The organism is Dermacoccus sp. UBA1591 (genome assembly GCF_002322065.1).
GTDB classification, from domain to species: Bacteria; Actinomycetota; Actinomycetes; order Actinomycetales; family Dermatophilaceae; genus Dermacoccus; species Dermacoccus nishinomiyaensis.
The window spans coordinates 31,322-49,402 of record NZ_DCNR01000040.1 but is presented as its reverse complement, the minus strand read 5'-3'; the positions used below and the strand labels follow the sequence as shown (position 1 = coordinate 49,402).

Annotated in this window: 19 protein-coding genes and 1 pseudogene; 18 read left to right on the top strand and 2 right to left on the bottom strand. The window is 70.0% G+C overall.

What is annotated here, in order from left to right; genetic code table 11:
• Positions 1-63 precede the first annotated feature (63 nt).
• The 11 genes from B2284_RS04215 (at position 64) to B2284_RS04165 (ending at position 9,546) form a co-directional block, all read left to right on the top strand.
• On the top strand, positions 64-306 hold the full coding sequence (locus B2284_RS04215) for an RNA-binding protein (RefSeq protein WP_006944891.1): 243 nt from the start codon (positions 64-66) through the stop codon (positions 304-306).
• Between the two features lie 196 nt (positions 307-502).
• The gene (gene rimM / locus B2284_RS04210) at positions 503-1,075 is read left to right on the top strand and encodes a ribosome maturation factor RimM (protein ID WP_062256701.1); all 573 of its coding nucleotides are present in this window, start codon (positions 503-505) and stop codon (positions 1,073-1,075) included.
• A gap of 4 nt (positions 1,076-1,079) precedes the next feature.
• Positions 1,080-2,264 (top strand): tRNA (guanosine(37)-N1)-methyltransferase TrmD, encoded by a 1,185-nt coding sequence (gene trmD / locus B2284_RS04205; RefSeq protein ID WP_144707482.1) that lies wholly within the window; start codon positions 1,080-1,082, stop codon positions 2,262-2,264.
• Positions 2,265-2,599: 335 nt separating this feature from the next.
• On the top strand, positions 2,600-2,965 hold the full coding sequence (rplS, locus tag B2284_RS04200) for a 50S ribosomal protein L19 (RefSeq protein WP_038571206.1): 366 nt from the start codon (positions 2,600-2,602) through the stop codon (positions 2,963-2,965).
• 26 nt (positions 2,966-2,991) lie between these two features.
• Positions 2,992-3,669 (top strand): signal peptidase I, encoded by a 678-nt coding sequence (lepB, locus tag B2284_RS04195; protein WP_083603827.1) that lies wholly within the window; start codon positions 2,992-2,994, stop codon positions 3,667-3,669.
• Positions 3,670-3,699: 30 nt separating this feature from the next.
• Positions 3,700-4,401, top strand: a complete 702-nt coding sequence (locus B2284_RS04190) for a ribonuclease HII (RefSeq protein ID WP_006944889.1) — start codon at positions 3,700-3,702, stop codon at positions 4,399-4,401.
• 7 nt (positions 4,402-4,408) lie between these two features.
• Positions 4,409-4,732, top strand: coding sequence for a DUF2469 domain-containing protein (locus B2284_RS04185; RefSeq protein WP_006944864.1), 324 nt, complete (start codon positions 4,409-4,411; stop codon positions 4,730-4,732).
• A gap of 221 nt (positions 4,733-4,953) precedes the next feature.
• Positions 4,954-5,451, top strand: coding sequence for a YraN family protein (locus B2284_RS04180; protein ID WP_006944876.1), 498 nt, complete (start codon positions 4,954-4,956; stop codon positions 5,449-5,451).
• An 8-nt stretch (positions 5,452-5,459) separates the two neighbouring features.
• Positions 5,460-6,983 carry a YifB family Mg chelatase-like AAA ATPase gene (locus tag B2284_RS04175; protein ID WP_286697236.1) on the top strand — a complete coding sequence of 508 codons (1,524 nt, stop codon included), beginning with the start codon at positions 5,460-5,462 and terminating at the stop codon, positions 6,981-6,983.
• Entirely contained in the window at positions 6,980-8,296 is a 1,317-nt protein-coding gene (dprA, locus tag B2284_RS04170) for a DNA-processing protein DprA (RefSeq protein WP_208065349.1), read from the top strand. The genes B2284_RS04175 and dprA overlap by 4 nt, the downstream gene beginning before the upstream one ends.
• 191 nt (positions 8,297-8,487) lie before the next feature.
• Positions 8,488-9,546: a tyrosine recombinase XerC gene (locus B2284_RS04165; protein WP_115297195.1), complete on the top strand. Its 1,059-nt coding sequence runs from the start codon at positions 8,488-8,490 to the stop codon at positions 9,544-9,546.
• Positions 9,547-9,635: 89 nt separating this feature from the next.
• On the opposite strand, the gene B2284_RS04160 is transcribed toward B2284_RS04165, so the two are convergent.
• Positions 9,636-10,175, bottom strand: a complete 540-nt coding sequence (locus B2284_RS04160; RefSeq protein WP_006944892.1) for a M23 family metallopeptidase — start codon at positions 10,173-10,175, stop codon at positions 9,636-9,638.
• A gap of 317 nt (positions 10,176-10,492) precedes the next feature.
• Positions 10,493-11,722, bottom strand: a complete 1,230-nt coding sequence (locus B2284_RS04155) for an aminotransferase class I/II-fold pyridoxal phosphate-dependent enzyme (RefSeq protein WP_074039824.1) — start codon at positions 11,720-11,722, stop codon at positions 10,493-10,495.
• A 359-nt stretch (positions 11,723-12,081) separates the two neighbouring features.
• Between B2284_RS04155 and rpsB the strand changes: the two genes are divergently transcribed.
• The 7 genes and pseudogenes from rpsB to B2284_RS04120 all read left to right on the top strand — a co-directional run.
• Positions 12,082-13,008: a 30S ribosomal protein S2 gene (rpsB, locus tag B2284_RS04150; RefSeq protein WP_062256714.1), complete on the top strand. Its 927-nt coding sequence runs from the start codon at positions 12,082-12,084 to the stop codon at positions 13,006-13,008.
• Positions 13,009-13,125: 117 nt separating this feature from the next.
• On the top strand, positions 13,126-13,953 hold the full coding sequence (gene tsf / locus B2284_RS04145) for a translation elongation factor Ts (protein ID WP_038568786.1): 828 nt from the start codon (positions 13,126-13,128) through the stop codon (positions 13,951-13,953).
• 219 nt (positions 13,954-14,172) lie between these two features.
• Positions 14,173-15,078, top strand: a complete 906-nt coding sequence (locus B2284_RS04140) for a D-hexose-6-phosphate mutarotase (RefSeq protein ID WP_082740566.1) — start codon at positions 14,173-14,175, stop codon at positions 15,076-15,078.
• A 71-nt stretch (positions 15,079-15,149) separates the two neighbouring features.
• Positions 15,150-15,908, top strand: coding sequence for a UMP kinase (pyrH, locus tag B2284_RS04135; protein WP_006944885.1), 759 nt, complete (start codon positions 15,150-15,152; stop codon positions 15,906-15,908).
• A gap of 54 nt (positions 15,909-15,962) precedes the next feature.
• Positions 15,963-16,523: a ribosome recycling factor gene (gene frr, locus B2284_RS04130; protein WP_006944866.1), complete on the top strand. Its 561-nt coding sequence runs from the start codon at positions 15,963-15,965 to the stop codon at positions 16,521-16,523.
• Between the two features lie 81 nt (positions 16,524-16,604).
• Positions 16,605-17,438: a phosphatidate cytidylyltransferase gene (locus tag B2284_RS04125; protein WP_286697235.1), complete on the top strand. Its 834-nt coding sequence runs from the start codon at positions 16,605-16,607 to the stop codon at positions 17,436-17,438.
• Between the two features lie 17 nt (positions 17,439-17,455).
• Positions 17,456-18,081 (top strand): annotated as a pseudogene (locus tag B2284_RS04120) (23S rRNA (adenine(2503)-C(2))-methyltransferase RlmN); the annotation flags it as partial.

Sequence of the window (18,081 nt, the reverse complement as noted above, 5' to 3'; positions counted from 1 at the left end):
CGAGGCCCCCGCCGCTGACGCTCCGGCTGCCGAGGCCGAGAAGACCGAAGAGGCCTGATCCTCGTGCTCGAAGAAGCACTGGAGCACCTCGTCAAGGGCATCGTCGACCACGACGGCGACGTCGTCGTGCGTCACAAGGACGGGCGCCGCGGCGAACTCCTCGAGGTTCGCGTGCACCCCGACGACCTGGGGCGCGTCATCGGCCGCTCCGGTCGCACCGCCTCCGCCCTTCGCACCGTGGTCTCCGCGCTGGCCGGCGGTCGCCCGGTTCGTGTCGACATCGTCGACACCGACCGCGCCCGCTGAGCTGTCGCACCGACGAAACCGCCTCCGCCGTCACGGTGGGGGCGGTTTCGTATTGCCGGATGCGTCGGCCGGGCGAGCGGCCGGGGTGTGGTCGCGCCGCGAAGGGCTTGGGCGCGTCGGGCCGGTGGCGGACCTGCGGGGTGCGCCCGCGACACGGGCGCCAGGGCTGTGCTGGTGCGATGCGACAATAGGCGGCATGGATGACGTCGTCGTGGCACGGATCGGCAAGGCTCACGGGTTGAAGGGCGAGGTGACCGTGCAGCTGCACACGGATTCGCCGGAGCAGCGGTTCGTGCCCGGCGAAACGTTCGAGACGGAACCGGCCTCACGCGGCCCGCTGACCCTGCGCTCGGCGCGCGTTCACAACGGCCTCCACCTGCTCGCCTTCGACGAGGCGCCCGATCGCACGGCCGCCGAAGGGTTGCGCGGCATCAAGCTGCTCGCCGAGGCCGACGACCTCGACGAGGACGACGCCTGGTACGAGGAGGACCTGCTCGGGTTCGACGTCGTCGTCGCCGGTGAGAAGGTCGGCGTCGTCAAGGCGCTCGAATCACGCGAGGTGCAGGATCTGCTCGTCGTCGACGGTGTCGAGGGCTACGACATCCTCGTGCCGTTCGTCGAGGAGATCGTGCCCGAGATCGACGAGGACGCGCGCGTCGTCGTCGTCACGCCCCCGCCGGGGCTGCTCGATCTCGCACGTCCCGATGCGCCCGACGCCCCCGACGACAGCGCCGCGCTCGAGGCCACCGATCCGGCGGAGGCGAACTGAACTCGTGCGCTGCGACATCATCTCGATCTTCCCTGAATACCTCGAACCGCTGAAGCTCAGCCTGCCCGGTCAGGCGCAGCGCAAGGGCCTGCTCGACGTGGCCGTGCACGACCTGCGCGACTTCGCGCACGACCGTCACCGCACCGTCGACGACACGCCCTACGGCGGTGGGGCCGGCATGGTGATGAAGCCGCAGCCGTGGTGGGAAGCGCTCGAGCATGTGCGCACCCTGGGCGACGGCACGCCGACGCTCATCGTCCCCGGCCCCGGTGGTGAGGTGTTGACGCAGCGGCTCGCGCGCGAACTCGCAGACGAGGACTGGCTGATCTTCGCGTGCGGCCGATACGAGGGTATCGACGAACGCGTCTACGAGGCTGCGGCCGACGTCATGCCGGTGCGCGTCATCTCCCTCGGTGACTACGTGCTCAACGGGGGAGAGGTCGCCGTCCTCGCGATGATCGAGGCCGCGGCCCGGCTGCTGCCGGGGTTCATGGGCAACGCAGAGTCGCTCGTCGAGGAGTCGCACGAGGACGGTCTGCTCGAGTACCCCGTCTACACGAAACCCGCGACCTGGCAGGGACGTGAGGTGCCGCCGGTGCTGCTCTCCGGCGATCACGGCAAGGTCGCCGCGTGGCGACACCAGCAGCGCCTCGAGCGGACGGCCGCGCGTCGTCCCGACCTGCTGCACGCCTCCTCGGCCCTGACGCCCGGTGGCGTCGACGATCGCTGGGGCGGTGCCCTGATCGCGAAGGCGACGCCCGCCGACGTCGGCGATCTGCTGACGTGCACGCACGCGTGCTGGCTGCGTGAGGGCATCCTCAACGACACGCTGACGATCCCCGCACAGCACGAGACGGTCGAATCGCTCACGGCGTCGCTCCATGAGTGGGACACGTACGTCCTGCGTCATGACGGCCGGTTCATCGGTTCGGTGCGGGGCAAGCTCGTCGACGACACCTGGCACATCGGCCGGCTCATGGTGGTGCCCGACCTGCACGGACGCGGCCTGGGGCGCGCGTTGCTGGAGTTCATCCAGGAGGTCGCCCCGAGCGACGCGACGCGGTTCGAGCTCTTCACCGGAACGGGCAGCGAGCACAACCTCAAGCTCTACAAGAAGGCCGGGTTCCGCGGTGTCGTGCAGCCGAACGGCACGACGGTCGTGTTCACCAAGCGTCGCCGGGGGCGCTGAGCGTCGTACCGCGCCTCTCCATGTACCCACGTCCCTGCCTGCCCGGCGGGCAGGGGGGCATCTTTCGCCGGGGCGCCGGGGCTGCGGATTTCCTCATGGCAGCCGATCCTGGCAGGATGAACCCTTGCGTCATGTCGCCATGAGTCCCCGCCGCAGGGGGAGTGACTCGTGCGGCAGGTACCCCCGGGGTTTCGATGTAGATCATCCCGGGCATCACCTCGCCGATCACGCGGGTCATGAGACTCGACATGCCGCACGTTCCGAACAGCTTTCCGGCCACCATGGCCGGAACTGACCGTGGCAACCTGCGCGTGCCACAGATACGAGAGATCGACATGAACAAGTTCGACGCGATCGAAGCGGCGAGCCTGCGCTCCGACGTCCCGGAATTCCGCGCCGGCGACACGCTCAACGTCCACGTCAAGGTCATCGAAGGCACGCGTTCGCGTGTCCAGGTGTTCAAGGGCGTCGTCATCCGTCGCCACGGCGGCGGCGTCGGCGAGACCTTCACCGTCCGCAAGGTGTCCTTCGGCGTCGGTGTGGAGCGCACGTTCCCCGTCCACACGCCCGTGATCGAGAAGATCGAGGTCGTGACGCGCGGTGACGTGCGCCGCGCCAAGCTGTACTACCTGCGCGACCTGCGCGGCAAGGCAGCCAAGATCAAGGAGAAGCGCGACGCGGTTCCCGCCAAGAAGGCCTGAGAACGCGCACAGCTCCCAGACGGCTCATGACGTCCATGGACGACGAGCATCACCCCGAAGGCGCGACCCCCACGCGGGGCCGCGCCTTCGGCGCATCCCGACGCACGCGTTCGCTGCGTCCTCGTTCGCTGCGGCGCGTGCTCGGGTGGGTGTTGTCGGGCGTCCTCGTCGCGCTGCTGCTCGTCCACGCGTTCGTCGCGGAGACGTTCACCGTGCCGTCGCGTTCGATGCAGCCGTCGTATCAGGTGGGGGATCGCATCGTGGTGGACAAGCTGCACGATCATCCACGGCGGGGTGACGTCATCGTCTTCTCCGGTGCCGACGTGTTCTACGAGCAGACACCGCGCGACGGGGTGCTCGGCGCACTCGACACCGCCGCGGGGTGGCTGGGGTTCCGCCCGAACGACCAGGACTACCTCAAGCGCGTCATCGGGGTCGGCGGAGACACGGTGAGCGTCGGCCACGACGGTAGGCTGCGCGTCGACGGGCGCGTCGTCGACGAGCCGTATCTGCCCCAGGGGCAGCGACGCGCCTCGGCGGAGCCGTTCTCGGTGCGGGTCCCAGCCGATCACCTGTTCGTCCTCGGTGACAACCGCGACTTCTCGGATGACTCCCGCGGACACCTCGGTGACCCGGGTGGAGGGTTCGTCCCACTCGAATCCGTGATCGGCACCGTCGCCGGCACGTACTGGAGCGCACGATGAGACGGCACGATCGATGACGGGAACGCACGCATGACGAGTTCGACCCCGACCCTGCGCCTCGAACGTCAGCTGCTGCGCACGGGGTACACACTTGTCGCAGGCATGGACGAGGTAGGACGCGGTGCGCTCGCGGGCCCCGTCAGCGTGGGCGTCAGCGTCGTCGATGCGGCGACGTCGACGGTGCCGCAGGGTGTCAAGGACTCCAAGCTCGTGCCCGAGCCGAAGCGCCCCGATCTCGCGCGCCGCGTGCGGCGCTGGGCGCTCGACGGCGCCGTCGGCCACGCCTCGCCCACCGAGATCGACGCGCTCGGCATGACGCGCGCGCTGCGCCTGGCCGGCACCCGCGCCCTCGCGCAGCTGAGCGTGCGCCCGGACGTCGTCATCCTCGACGGCAAGCACGACTGGCTGAGCGAGCCCGAGACGGTCGGACTGCTGGGCCTGCTCGAGCCGGAGAGCGCCCCGACGTGGCACGTCGTCACCCAGATCAAGGCCGACATGCGGTGCTCGTCGGTGGCCGGAGCCAGTTTGCTCGCCAAGGTGGAGCGTGATGCCATGATGGTCGACGCGGCCCGCGACCACCCGGTGTACGGCTGGGGGATCAACAAGGGATACTCCGCGCCCGACCACCTCGCGGCCATCGCCGCGCACGGCGCATGCGACCTGCATCGACGCTCGTGGAAGACTTTCCGCGACACGGGCGCGGTGCCCGCCCCGACGAGCGACGAGGAGTGAGATCCCGATGAGTGCTGAGGATCTCGAACAGTACGAGAACGAGCAGGAACTGGCGCTGTACCGCGAATATCGCGACGTCGTCGGCCTGTTCCGCTACGTCGTGGAGACCGAGCGACGTTTCTACCTCTGCAACGCCGTCGACATGACGGTGCGCGGTGAGGGCGCCGACGTGTTCTTCGACGTGACGATGCAGGACGCGTGGGTGTGGGACATCTACCGCCCTGCGCGGTTCGTCAAGAACGTGCGCGTCGTGACGTTCAAGGACGTCAACGTCGAAGAACTCGCCAAGAACGACCTCGAGATCCCCGACGGGCCGGGCTTCACGAACTGAACCGCCCGGCCTGGACCCTATGGCGCTCGCGCTGTGCGCCGCCGCTCGCGTGGCGCCGGTGTCGACGGGCGGGTCGGCGGCCTGGCGCGTCTCGCTCCTGGGGACGGTGACGGCTGCAGGGGCTGATCGGACCGTGCTGCACCCCTGTTCCACAGGGTGGCCTCCGGTGACGAGCGCTGAGGTGCCCGCACCCGCTTCGCTGGGGTGCGGAGGTGGTCACCATGACCGACAATTCGACGCGGCCACGCGCCGGGAGCACCACGACTGAGCACGAACTCGCCCGACCTGCCGGGCGGGCGCGACCCACGCGCGAGGCCCCGGCCGCGGCCCGTTCGACCCCCTCGACGGGCGCCGCATCACCGCCGGACCCGCGGCGCACGCTCGGTGCGCAGGGCGAGCGTCATGCCTGTGCCTACCTCGCCTCGCTCGGCTACGAGATCCTCGAGACGAACTGGCGATGCAGCGAGGGTGAGATCGACGTCGTCGCGCGTGACGGGCGCGAGATCGTCGTCGTCGAGGTGAAGACGCGACGCTCGCAACGCTTCGGGCCCGCGGTCGAGGCGGTGACGCACGAGAAGCACCTGCGTCTGCGCCGCCTGGCCTGCCTGTGGCTCCGCGAGCGCGAGGTGTCCGCCGCCGCGGTGCGCATCGACGTCATCGGCGTCGACGTGCTGGCCACCGGCGTCCGCGTCGACCATCGTCGGCGGGTGATCCTGTGAGCTTCGGGATGACGAAGGGCGTCGTCGTCTCCGGCATCGAGGGCACCGTCGTCGACGTCGAGGTGAGTGTCGGGCAGGGGTTGCCCCGCGTCATCATCTCCGGGATGCCGGACACGGCGATCTCGCAGTCGCCGAACCGTTTGCGCTCGGCGATGATCCAGTCGGAGCTCGCCTTTCCGGACACGCGCCTGACGATCAACCTCGCGCCCGCGTCGCTGCCCAAGGCCGGTGCCGGGCTCGACCTCGCGATCGGTGTGGCCGTGCTCGCCGCGACCCGGCAGGTGGGTCCTGCCGAGGCGGCCGGCGTCATGCACATCGGTGAGTTGGGGATGGACGGCACGGTGCGGCCCGTCCACGGTGTGCTCCCGGCCTGCCTCGCGGCGTTGGAGGCCGGGCAGCGGGAGGTGATCGTGCCGACGGCGAACGCGGCCGAGGCCGCTCTCGTGTGGGGGCTGAGAATCCACCCGGTGCGCTCGCTGTCGGACGTCGTGGCGTTCCACCGAGTCAGGGCCGAAGGACGCACTCTCGACCTGCCCTGGCCGGAGCCCGCCGACGACGACGTCGAGGCCCCGCCCAGCGACGACATGCGCGACGTCGTCGGCCAGTACGAGGCGCGAACCGCCCTCGAGGTGGCGGCGGCCGGCGGGCACAACGTCTCGCTCATCGGACCGCCCGGTGCTGGCAAGACGCTGCTCGCGAGCCGGCTGCCGGGCATCCTGCCGCCCCTGACGCGGGAGGAGGCGATGGCCGTGACGAGCATTCAGTCCGTCATGGGCGTCTTCCGCGGCGGGCCGCTCGTCGCGAAACCTCCGTTCGTCGCGCCGCACCACGGCACGACGATGCCCGCCCTCATCGGCGGTGGGCCAGGGCGCCCACGGCCCGGGGCGGTGACGCAGGCACACGCCGGCGTCCTCTTCCTCGACGAGGCCCCCGAGTTTCGTCGCGAGGTGCTCGACAGCCTGCGCCAGCCACTCGAACGCGGCAGCGTGACGATCGCGCGGTCGGAGCAGGTCGTGCGCTATCCGTGCCGCTTCCAGCTCGTCCTTGCGAGCAACCCGTGCCCCTGCGGGCACTACATCGGCCGCGGCGCGGCCTGCACGTGCACGTCGAAGGCGCGCCGCACCTACCTCAAACGACTGTCCGGCCCGCTGCTCGATCGCATCGACGTCCACCTCCAGGTCAACGCGGTCACCCGCAGCGACCTCGCGGCCGGGCCGGGGGAAGCGAGCGCGAGCGTCGCCGACCGGGTCCTCGAGGTGCGCGAGCGATCCGCCGCCCGATGGGCGCCGCGCGGGCACCGCCTCAACGCTCAGGTTCCGGGCGCCGTGCTGCGTTCGTCACCCTGGGCGCTCGAGGCGGGCGACATCGCGGTGCTCGACCAGGCGCTCGACACCGGTTCCCTGACGTTGCGTGGCTACGACCGCATCCTGCGGCTCGCGTGGACGCTGTGCGACCTGCGTGGAGCGAACCGCCCCACCCGTGAGGACGTCTTCACGGCCCTCACCCTCAGAGAAGGACACCCCGAGTCATGACCGATCTCGACCCTGTTCCCGACGACGGCATCTCGGCGTTCGGCGCTGCGACGCTCGATGCCTCGATGCTCGATCCCCAAACCCGGCGCGCCGCGCCCCTGGGCGGGGCGTTGTTCTCCATCACCGAGTCGACAACCCCGGGGGCCTGCCTCGATCCCGGCCCTGCCCACGCGGCTGCGCGAGCGGATCGAGCGGGGGCGCGCGACGATGCGCCGGCCCCGGCCATGAGTGCGGGCGAGCGGGCGGCGCGCCTCGTGTGGGCCCACATCGCGGAACCGCGCGATCCCAAGGCTCACGCCCTCGTCGACGCCCTCGGGCACGAGGAGGCGCTCTCCGCCGTCGAGGAATCCCCTGACAAATGGGAGAACTTCACGACGCGGCTACGCGCCCTCGACCTCGACGAGCAACGCCGGCGCCTCGACGTTGTGGGAGCGCGGGTGCTCGTACCCGGCGACGAGGAGTGGCCCACCGGGCTCGACGAGCTACCCGAGACGCCGCACGCACTCTTCGTCATCGGGGAGGGGGATCTCGCCTGCGCCGCAGAACGTTCCGTCGCGCTCGTCGGGGCGCGCGCCGCGACGCACTACGGGCAGCGGATCGCGGCGCAGATCGCGCTGGGCGTCGGCGCGCACGGGGTGAGCGTCGTGTCCGGGGGAGCCTTCGGCATCGACGCCGCGGCGCACCGCGGGGCGCTCGCCGGAGACGCCGACACCGTCTGCGTCGTCGCGGGAGGCGTGGATCGCGTGTATCCCACGGCGCACGAAGAACTGTTCGCGCGCGTCAGGGAGCGCGGCGTCATCGTCAGCGAGATGCCCCTGGGATTCGCGCCGATGCGCCAGCGTTTCCTTCATCGCAACCGGCTCATCGCCGCGCTAGCTCCCGGGACGGTCGTCGTCGAAGCGGGGCTGCGTTCCGGATCGCTCAGCACGGCCCGGCGAGCGGAGGAACTCAACCGCGTCGTCGGCGCGGTGCCCGGCCCGGTCACGTCAGCGGCGAGCGCCGGCTGCCACGAGCTCGTGCGTGACGGAGTCGCCGTGCTCGTCACCGGGGCGGAGGACGTCATGGAACTCGTCGGCTCCTACGGCCCGCGCGCCACGACACGTGACACGCTGCCCGTGCTCGCGCGGCCCGAGGACGCCGTCGGCCCGCGGGCGCGCCTGGTCTGGGACGCGCTGCCGCTGCGTGAGCCGACCTCCCTGGAACGGGTGGCGCGCACCGCGGGACGCCCGGAGCGCGAGGTCGTCTCAGCCCTCGGGGAGCTGCTCGCAGCCGGTCTGGCAGCGCGTGAGGACGGAGGGTGGCGCAAGGCGTGAACGGATCGCCCACCCACACAGCACCAGGGGATCGCGAACGCCACTTTCGCGGTCGTTCGTGGGAACGCCCCCGGCGCGGGACCAGGGGCGAGGCGCGCTTCCTGCGACGTGTGCTGCGAGCGGTGTGACGCGGCGGGACGTACTCTCGTCGGGTGAGTGGACCGAGCCAGCCACGTGGGCCGAGTGAACGGGTGATCGAGCAGTTCCTCGATCACCTGAGCGCCGAACGCGACCGTTCGACCAACACGGTGCGTGCCTACTCCGTCGACCTGGCGTCCCTGCGCCTCCACCTGACGGGGGCCGACGTCGCCTCGTGGTCCGACCTCACCCTCAACGACCTGCGCAGCTGGCTGGCCGCGCAGAGCGAGGCGGGCAACTCGCGCAGCACCCTGGCTCGACGGGTGTCGACGGTCAAGACGTTCTGTCGTTGGGCGCGCCGCAGGGGCGTCATCGCGACCGACCCGTCGGTGCGACTCAGCGCGCCGCGCCGCATGACGTCACTGCCCGAGGTGTTGCGAGTCGATCAGGCCGCCGCGATCCTCGATGCGGCGGACGAGGCAGCGGCCGCGGCCGTCCCCGCCGCACGCGGCTGCGGTGAAACAGCCGCTGATGCCGGCTCCGCCACACGCCAGTCGGTTGAGGCGGCCGTCGACGTCGGCTCCGAAGCGGGTGAGGCAGGGGCAGCGCCGACGGAGACCGTCTCGCCCCATCAGTCAGCACCGACACCTGCGGCCGGTCCCGAAGAGCGCGCCGTCAGGGCTCGGGACGCCGCCGTCCTCGAACTGCTCTACGCCTCCGGCATGCGCGTGGGCGAGCTGGCCTCCCTCGACGTGAGTGCGCTCGACGAGGCGAACCAGCTCGTGCGTGTCATGGGCAAGGGCCGCAAGGAACGGATGGTGCCGTACGGTCTGCCTGCGCGGGAGGCACTGGAACGGTGGCTGAGGTGCCGTGGGGCGCTCGCGGCCGATGGGGAGCGAGCCCTGTTCGTCGGGGTGCGGGGGCGTCGGATCGACCAACGCATCGTCCGGGAACTCGTCAACCGCGCGACAGCGTCCGTCGACGGCGCGCCGACGCTGTCGCCGCACGCTCTGCGACACAGTGCCGCCACGCACCTCGTCGAGGGCGGCGCCGACCTGCGCACCGTCCAGGAATACCTCGGCCATGCCTCGCTCGCGACGACGCAGATCTATACCCACGTCTCCGCCGAACGCCTCCGGGCCGGGTTCGAACAGGCCCACCCACGCGCGTGAGGCGCGCGTGTCGAGAAACCGCGTCTCTGGTGCCGCGGGGGCCAACCCAAGCCCCCTGACGTGTCGGCGCCGCCGACGAGGCCAGATGCTCACAGGGGCGGAAGAAGTACGGGGCGTCGGTGCGCGATGAGCGTCAGCGGGTCGCGGTAGCTCTTCGGCCCCACCTTGTAACCCCAGTGCAGGCATGCCGGCTCGCAGTGCCCGGGTTCGAGATCGGCCACGTGCTCCCCGCGATGCACGCTCGCCCCCTTGGACACCTGGTGACTGACAGGTTCGTAGGTCGTGTCGAACCCCTGGGGGTGACGGATCGTCAGCACGCCGCGCCCGGCGACACTGCCGCTGAAGGTGACGACCCCGTCAGAGGGCGCGACGACGGGTGCTCCCGGTGACGAGCGCAGGTCGACGCCGCGGTGACCGGCGCCCCACACGACCTCCGGCGGGTCGAAGCGACGCACGACCTCGTGCGGCGTGACCGGCCAGGCGAACCCGGCACTGGGCGCATCGTCCAGCGCGCCGACGCTGGGTCGGGCGAGCGCTTGCGCGGTGGTTGCTTTCCGGCTCGTGTCGACGCTCGCCTGAGTGAGGGCCTGCGTGATGGGCTCTCCGCGGTGCGTGCCGACGACCGCCATGGGCTCCAGCGACGGTTGCGGTGGTGCCGAACGTCGTGGCGGCAGCGGCGCAACGCCCGGGCGTTCGACCCTCGGCCGGGTGAGCCGCGGCCGGACGGGCATCGAGGCCCTCGGTTTCTCAGCCCCGCCCACCACAGAGGGGCCCACCACCGACGATCCCACCACCGACGGGCTCACCACGGCGAACCCCACGAGGCCGGCGGAACCCACGGCGAGCAGGGACGAGACGATGCGCAGGATGGCCATGTCGGCAGTCTGCAGCGCACACGCCGTGGGGCCGCGGCGTCAGCCCGAGACCCTGTGGACGGGCCTGCAGATCACGTCGTTCGCGCGCTGCGGCCGTACGTATCCACAAGCCGCTCGATCGCAGCGTCGATGACGGAGCGCTGCTTGCAGAACGCGAAGCGCAGCACACTCGTCATGCCGGAGGCGTCCGGATCGTCGCAGAACGCCGACGCCGGAATCGCGACGACCCCCGCCTCCGTCGGCAGGCGCAGCGCGAACTCGGCTGCGTCGTCGACGCCGAGGGGCGCCGCGTCGGCGAGGACGAAATAGCCGCCCTGTGGCGCAACGGCGTCGAACCCGGCGCGCGTCAGTCCGTCGACGAGCAGAGCACTGCGGGCCGCCATCTCGGCGCGCTGTTCGGCGAAGAACGCGTCGGGCAGGCACAGCCCGGCCGCGATGCCGTGCTGCAGCGGCGTGCCGCTCGCAAAGGTCAAGAACTGCTTGACGCTCGCCACCGCGGCGACGAGGTCGGCAGGGCCACTGACCCACCCGATCTTCCACCCCGTCGTGCTGAACGTCTTGCCACCCGAACTGATCGTCAGCGTGCGCTCGGGCATGCCGGGGGTGCTCGCGAAGGGCATGTGCTCGTGCGGCGCGAACGCGAGGTGTTCGTACACCTCGTCGCTGATGACGACGGCGTCGTGGCGCGCGGCGTGCTCGGCGATCGTCGCGCACTCCGCCGCGGTGAAGACCTTGCCGGTCGGATTGTGCGGCGTGTTGAGCAGGACGAGCGCGGTGCGCTCGCTGAACGCCGCGGCGAGGGCGTCCTCGTCGAGCGCGAAGTCGGGGAAACGTAGCGGCACCGTGCGCCGCACGCCGCCGGCACGCGCGATGTCAGCGGCGTAGGAGTCGTAGGTGGGTTCGAACACGACGACCTCGTCGCCCAGTTCGACGAACGCGAGGATCGCGCTCGCCAGCGCCTCCGTCGCTCCGACGGTGACGAGGACGTCGGTGTCGGGGGAGACCTCCAGCCCGTACCAGTGGTGCTGGTGCGCGGCGATCGCCTCGAGCAGCGTCCGCTCACCACGCGCCGGCGGGTACTGGTTCGCGCCGTCGGCGATGGCCTGGCGGGCCGCTGCGAGCACGGCCTCGGGGCCGTCGGCGTCGGGGAAGCCCTGGCCGAGGTTGAGCGCGCCGGTCTCGGCCGCGAGCGCCGTCATGCGCGAGAAGATCGTCTGCCCGCCGGCGGGGCGGATGGCGCTGCGTCGGCCCGCACGGGGCGCGGGCGAGGTCTGCGGTGCTGGCGTCGTCGAGTCGCTCATCGCTCCAATCTAGGACCCCTGGCGGCGATTTCGGGTTGCCCCCTCGAGCCGGTAGGCTGGAGGCACGTCTTGTGTGCCCTGATGCGCGTCGCCCACCTGATCGCACCTCCGGCTTCGAGTTCCGTCTCGAGAGCCGGGTCGAGCAGAGGTGATGTGTGGGCGGGCCGCGAGACGAATTCGCGTGGCCTCACGCCTCGCACATCCTGCTCTCGCAGGGCGTACGTCGCGGGCCCTCGCCCTTCGGTCCGTCGATCGTGAACCTCTGTGAGGGGAATGGCCGACGGTGGGTGATGGTCGGGCCGCCAGGGCAGCAATCCGGCTGCACGAACTGAAACCTCGACATGAAAGGGGACTTCGGCATGGCCGTCGTCACCATGCGCCAGCTCCTCGAGAGCGGCGTCCACTTCGGACACCAGACCCGTCGTTGGAACCCGAAGATGAAGCGCTTCATCATGACGGAGCGCAACGGCATCTACATCATCGACCTCCAGCAGTCGCTGACCTACATCAACGACGCCTACGAGTTCGTCAAGCAGACGGTCGCCCACGGCGGCACGATCCTGTTCGTCGGCACGAAGAAGCAGGCTCAGGAGTCGATCGCCGAGCAGGCCACCCGCGTCGGCATGCCGTACATCAACCACCGTTGGCTCGGTGGCATGCTCACGAACTTCCAGACGATCAGCAAGCGCCTCGCGCGCCTGAAGGAGCTCGAGGCTCTCGACTTCGACGACGTCGCCGGCTCCGGCTACACGAAGAAGGAGCTGCTGCTCCTGTCGCGTGAGAAGGCCAAGCTCGAGCTCGTCCTCGGCGGCATCCGTGAGATGTCGAAGATCCCGTCGGCCGTCTGGATCGTCGACACGAAGAAGGAGCACCTCGCCGTCGACGAGGCGCGCAAGCTGGGCCTGCCGGTCATCGCGATCCTCGACACGAACTGCGACCCCGACGAGGTCGACTACAAGATCCCGGGCAACGACGACGCCATCCGTTCGGTCGGCATCCTCACCCGCGTGATCGCCGACGCCGTCGCCGAGGGCCTCGTCGCCCGATCGTCCGGCAAGTCGGGCGAGTCGGCCGCCGAGCCGATGGCCGAGTGGGAGCGCGAGCTGCTCGCCTCCGACGCCGGCGCGAAGGCCGCCGCTGACACGGACACCGAGACGGGTCCGTCGTCGATCAAGAAGGCTGCTGACGAGACGGCTGCCGCTGACTCGACGAACGCTGACGAGGCCGCTGCCGTGGCCGAGGTCGACGAGAAGACGGCGACCGAGGTCGCCGACTCCCAGGCCTGAGAAACTGGCTCGACGTTCATGACGTCTTCCCCCGGCGCCGGCACTGCTCGTGGCAGTGTCGGCGCCGGGGGAGCGTAAACCCCCTGCATTCTTTCGACTCAGAGGAGCGAAACACTCATGGCGAACTACACCGCCGCTGACATCAAGGCGCTGCGCGAAGCTACCGGCGCCGGCATGATGGACGTCAAGAAGGCACTCGACGAGGCTGACGGCGACAAGGCCAAGGCCACCGAGATCCTGCGCGTCAAGGGCCTCAAGGGCGTGACGAAGCGCGAGGGTCGTTCCGCTTCGAACGGCCTCGTCGCCGCGAAGGTCGAGAACGGAGTCGGCACGCTGGTCGAGGTCAACTGCGAGACCGACTTCGTCGCGAAGGGCGACAAGTTCATCGCCCTCGCCGAGCAGGTTCTCGACCAGGCTGTCGCGGTCGAGGCCGCTGACGCCGATGCGCTGCTGAAGAGCAACATGGGCGGCAAGACGGTCGCGGAGGTTCTCGACGAGGCCAACGCGACGATCGGCGAGAAGATCGAGGTGCGTCGTGTGGCGCGTCTCGAGGGCGAGAACGTGACGGCGTACCTGCACAAGACGAGCCCTGACCTGCCGGCGCAGATCGGTGTTCTCGTGGCACTCAAGGGTGGCGACGAGGCGACGGCTCGTGACATCGCGATGCACATCGCCGCGTTCTCCCCGTCGGTGCTGACGCGCGACGAGATCGACGCCGAGGTCGTGGAGAACGAGCGTCGTGTCGCTGAGGCCACGGCCAAGGAGGAGGGCAAGCCGGAGGCTGCTCTGCCGAAGATCATCGAGGGCCGTGTCAACGGGTACTTCAAGGAGAACGTGCTGCTGGAGCAGCCGTTCGCGAAGGACGCGAAGAAGACGGTCAAGAAGGTCGCTGATGAGGCAGGCGCGGAGGTTTCGGGCTTTGCGCGGTTCAAGGTCGGTGTGTGACCGAGCGGGAACCGGAGGTTGAGGCCCAGACGCGCGCAGCGCGTCCGGGCCTCGGCCGTAGGTGAGCGCGAAGTCAGACGCCAGAAAGAATGGCGTCTGGCACCGCTCGTTCAACTCACCGCATGGCGCCAGACGAGGCCCGGATCGCGCGCAGCGCGTCCGGGCCTCGCGGCGTGAGGTGGGGGCTCGTCACGTCGCTGGAGGGACTAGCGTGTGTCCATGAGTGGCTTCATGGTGGATCTGCCGGAGTGCGTGCGTCGCGTCGAGGGGGTCTCGGGCCTGCCGGCGCTGGAGGTATTAGGGCCGCGGTCGTCGGGTGTCGTGCAGTTGCACGGCGGTCAGGTGACGAGTTTCGTGCCGCGTGGTGGGCGTGAGCTGTTGTGGCTGAGTCCGTTGGCACAGGCGGGTCCGTCGACGGCGATCCGCGGCGGCGTCCCGGTGTGTCTCCCGTGGTTCGGTGCGGGCCGTGACGGCGGGCTGTCGCCGTCGCACGGCCTGGCGCGTCGGGCGCGGTGGAGGCTGCACTCGGTGCGCGAGGAGGGCGAGGCGGTCATCGTCTCGCTCGTGGTCACTCCCGAGGCGGTCGCGCAGCTCGACGGCGCCGAGCACTGGCCGCTGGGGCTGTTCGCAACCCTCGAGATCACGTTCGGCGATGCTCTCGGGCTGCGCCTCGTCGTGCGCAACGAGGGCTCAGACCCGCTGACGTTCGAGGCAGCGCTGCACACGTATCTCGCGGTCGACGACGTGCGCACGGTGCGTGTCGAAGGGCTGACGGGTGCGTCGATGCTCGATCAGGCCAGCGGGGAGCGCTCACGCGTCGAGGGTGACCTGACGTTCGACGGCGAGGTCGACGTCGTCGTCACGGCGCCGAAACAGCCCATCACCGTCGTCCAGGGGCGGACGGAGGGGCGGACGCCGATCTACCGCATCGAGCGCGAGAATCTGCCGGATGCGGTCGTGTGGAACCCCGCCCAGCAGAAGACCGCCTCGCTCGCGGACGTGCCCGACGACGCGTGGCCGCGGTTCGTCTGCGTCGAGGCGGCCACGATCAAGGACGACGCCGTCACCCTCACCCCCGGGCAAGACACAGCACTGGGCGCGACGTACGCTCCGCTCGCAGACTGAAGTTTTTCGGCTGCCCTCAGCAGTGTGAAAAGATTGGCCGACTCATGCCCGACGAAGCGCCAGGAGGCGAAGTGAGCGACACCGACGCGAGCGAGAGGGTGAACGCCTCCCCGGCGATCCCCAGGTACGACCGAGTGCTGCTCAAGCTCTCCGGTGAGGTCTTCGGCGGCGGCAGCGTCGGCGTCGACCCCGACGTCGTGCGGGGCATCGCTCGCCAGATCGCGCCGGCCGTGCGCAGCGGCATCCAGGTCGCGGTCGTCGTCGGTGGCGGCAACTTCTTCCGCGGTGCCGAGCTGCAGCAGAAGGGCATGGATCGTGCGCGTGCCGACTACATCGGCATGCTCGGTACCGTCATGAACTGCCTGGCGCTGCAGGACTTCCTCGAGAAGGAGGGCATCGACACGCGCGTGCAGTCGGCCATCGAGATGACGCAGGTCGCCGAGCCGTACATCCCGCGCCGTGCGATCCGTCACATGGAGAAGGGCCGCGTCGTCATCTTCGGTGCCGGCGCGGGCATGCCGTACTTCTCGACCGACACCGTCTCCGCGCAGCGTGCGCTCGAGACGAAGTGCGACGCCGTGCTCGTCGCGAAGAACGGTGTCGACGGCGTCTACTCCGATGACCCGCGCAAGAACCCCGACGCGGTGAAGCTGGATGTCGTCACGCACGCCGACGCGTTGGCGCGCGGGCTCAAGATCGTCGACGCCGCAGCGTTCAGCCTGTGCATGGACAACAAGCTGCCGATGGTCGTGTTCGGCATGGAGGGTGAAGGCAACATCACCCGCGCCCTGCAGGGTGAGAAGATCGGCACGGTGGTCTCCGCGTCCTGACGCGGGGCCGAACGTGGCTGTTCCCGAGAACGTCCGAGAAACGAGAGCGAAACCATGGATATTGACGAGATCCTCCTCGAGGCCGAGGAGAAGATGGACAAGGCGATCGAGGCCACGAAGGAGGACTTCGCCTCGATCCGCACCGGCCGTGCGAACGCGGCGATGTTCAACCGCCTGACGGTCGACTACTACGGTGCGCCGACGCCGCTGCAGCAGCTCGCGTCGTTCCAGACGCCCGAGGCGCGCACGATCCTCATCATCCCGTTCGACAAGTCGGCCATCTCCGAGATCGAGAAGACGCTGCGCGACTCCGACCTCGGCGTCAACCCGAGCAACGACGGCAACCAGATCCGCTGCATCCTGCCCGCCCTCACCGAGGAGCGCCGCAAGGACTACATCAAGATGGCCAAGGACAAGGCCGAGAACGGCCGCGTCAGCGTGCGCAACGTGCGCCGCAAGGCGAACCAGGACATCGACAAGCTGGTCAAGGACAAGGAGGTCGGCGAGGACGACGGCGCCCGCGCCGAGAAGGACCTCGACGCCATGACGAAGAAGCGCGTCGACACCGTCGACGCGCTGCTCAAGGGCAAGGAGGCCGAGCTGCTCGAGGTCTGACCTCGACGCACGCTCGCATTCGGCATGCCCGCTTCGGCGCAGCCTTCGAGCCCACCCCCGCCGGGGGTGGGCTCGAAGGTCGTGTCCAAGACGCTCGCGCCCGCCCCCGCGAAGAAGAACAAGGCCGGGCGCGACCTCAAGGCCGCCATCACGGCCGCACTCGTGCTCGGCGTGCTCGTCCTCGCGTCTCTGCTCATCCGCAAGGAGGCGTTCGTCGTCCTCGCGACGGCCGCGTCCGTCGTCGGCACGCGCGAGCTGCTCATGGCGATGCCGCCGGCCAAGTTCCGCCCGCCGTGGATCCCCGCGCTCGCCTCGGCGGCCGTCATCCCCGTCGCGGCGTATCTGCTCGGGCCGTCGGCGATGCTCGCGGCGCTCGTCGGCAGCGTCCTCGTCTTCATCGTCTGGGGTGCGGCGAGCAACCGCCTCGCGCCCGACACCGCGTCGGCGGCGCTCATCGCGCTGTACGTGCCGGCGCTCGTGTCGTTCGCGATGATGCTCCTGCATGCTGATGACGGCGTCAGCCGCATCATCACGTTCATCCTCGTGACGATCGGCAGTGACATCGGCGGCTACGTCGCCGGCGTGCTGTTCGGCAAGCACCCGATGGCGCCGACCGTCAGCCCCAAGAAGTCGTGGGAGGGCTTCGCCGGGTCGTGGCTGAGCTGCGTCGTCATCGGCGTGCTGACGGTGACCCTCATCCTGCACGCGCCGTTCTGGGTCGGCATCCTGCTCGGCTCGCTCGTCGTCGTCGCGGCCACCGTCGGCGATCTGTGCGAGTCGATGATCAAGCGCGATCTCGGCATCAAGGACATGAGCAACCTCATCCCGGGTCACGGCGGTCTCATGGACCGTCTCGACTCGCTCGTTCTCGCGGCCCCCGTCACCTGGGCCGTTCTCACCGCGTTCGCCAGCTGAGGCGAGGAGTTCTTCCATTGAGCACCACCGAATCGACCACGACCGACCTGCCCGAGCCGACGGCGAAGCGTCCCGTTCCGGGCCAGCTGATGTTCACCGCGCCGCGGCGCGGCAAGCCGCCGAAGCACCTGGCGGACTTCGACCTCGCCGGGCGTCAGGCGTTCGCGAAGGAGCTCGGGCTGCCCGCGTTCCGCGCCAAGCAGCTGTCGAACCACTACTTCGAACGCTTCGTCGCCGACCCTGCCGAGATGACGGACCTGCCGAAGAACGGGCGCGAGGAGATGGTCGCGCAGCTCATGCCGACGCTGCTGACGAGCATCAAGACGCTCGTCGCCGACGGCGGTAACACGCTCAAGCAGGTGCACCGCCTGTTCGACGGCGCGCTCGTCGAGAGCGTCATCATGCGCTACCCCGGCCGCGTCACGATGTGCATCTCCAGCCAGGCCGGCTGCGGCATGAACTGCCCGTTCTGCGCGACCGGGCAGGAAGGGCTGACGCGCAACCTCACGACGGCGGAGATCGTCGAGCAGGTCGTCGCCGGCGCGCGGTTGCTGCGCTCCGGCGAGCTGCCCGGCCTCGACGACGACGAGCGCGAGACGCCGCTGCGCGTCAGCAACGTCGTGTTCATGGGCATGGGGGAGGC

Bases quoted from the DNA above. Each gene is read 5' to 3' on its own strand.
- rimM (WP_062256701.1), top strand. From the start codon at position 503: ATGGATGACGTCGTCGTGGCACGGATCGGCAAGGCTCACGGGTTGAAG.
- rplS (WP_038571206.1), top strand. From the start codon at position 2,600: ATGAACAAGTTCGACGCGATCGAAGCGGCGAGCCTGCGCTCCGACGTC.
- lepB (WP_083603827.1), top strand. From the start codon at position 2,992: ATGACGTCCATGGACGACGAGCATCACCCCGAAGGCGCGACCCCCACG.
- B2284_RS04190 (WP_006944889.1), top strand. From the start codon at position 3,700: ATGACGAGTTCGACCCCGACCCTGCGCCTCGAACGTCAGCTGCTGCGC.
- B2284_RS04185 (WP_006944864.1), top strand. From the start codon at position 4,409: ATGAGTGCTGAGGATCTCGAACAGTACGAGAACGAGCAGGAACTGGCG.
- B2284_RS04180 (WP_006944876.1), top strand. From the start codon at position 4,954: ATGACCGACAATTCGACGCGGCCACGCGCCGGGAGCACCACGACTGAG.
- B2284_RS04175 (WP_286697236.1), top strand. From the start codon at position 5,460: ATGACGAAGGGCGTCGTCGTCTCCGGCATCGAGGGCACCGTCGTCGAC.
- dprA (WP_208065349.1), top strand. From the start codon at position 6,980: ATGACCGATCTCGACCCTGTTCCCGACGACGGCATCTCGGCGTTCGGC.
- B2284_RS04160 (WP_006944892.1), bottom strand. From the start codon at position 10,175: ATGGCGGTCGTCGGCACGCACCGCGGAGAGCCCATCACGCAGGCCCTC.
- B2284_RS04155 (WP_074039824.1), bottom strand. From the start codon at position 11,722: ATGAGCGACTCGACGACGCCAGCACCGCAGACCTCGCCCGCGCCCCGT.
- rpsB (WP_062256714.1), top strand. From the start codon at position 12,082: ATGGCCGTCGTCACCATGCGCCAGCTCCTCGAGAGCGGCGTCCACTTC.
- tsf (WP_038568786.1), top strand. From the start codon at position 13,126: ATGGCGAACTACACCGCCGCTGACATCAAGGCGCTGCGCGAAGCTACC.
- B2284_RS04140 (WP_082740566.1), top strand. From the start codon at position 14,173: ATGAGTGGCTTCATGGTGGATCTGCCGGAGTGCGTGCGTCGCGTCGAG.
- frr (WP_006944866.1), top strand. From the start codon at position 15,963: ATGGATATTGACGAGATCCTCCTCGAGGCCGAGGAGAAGATGGACAAG.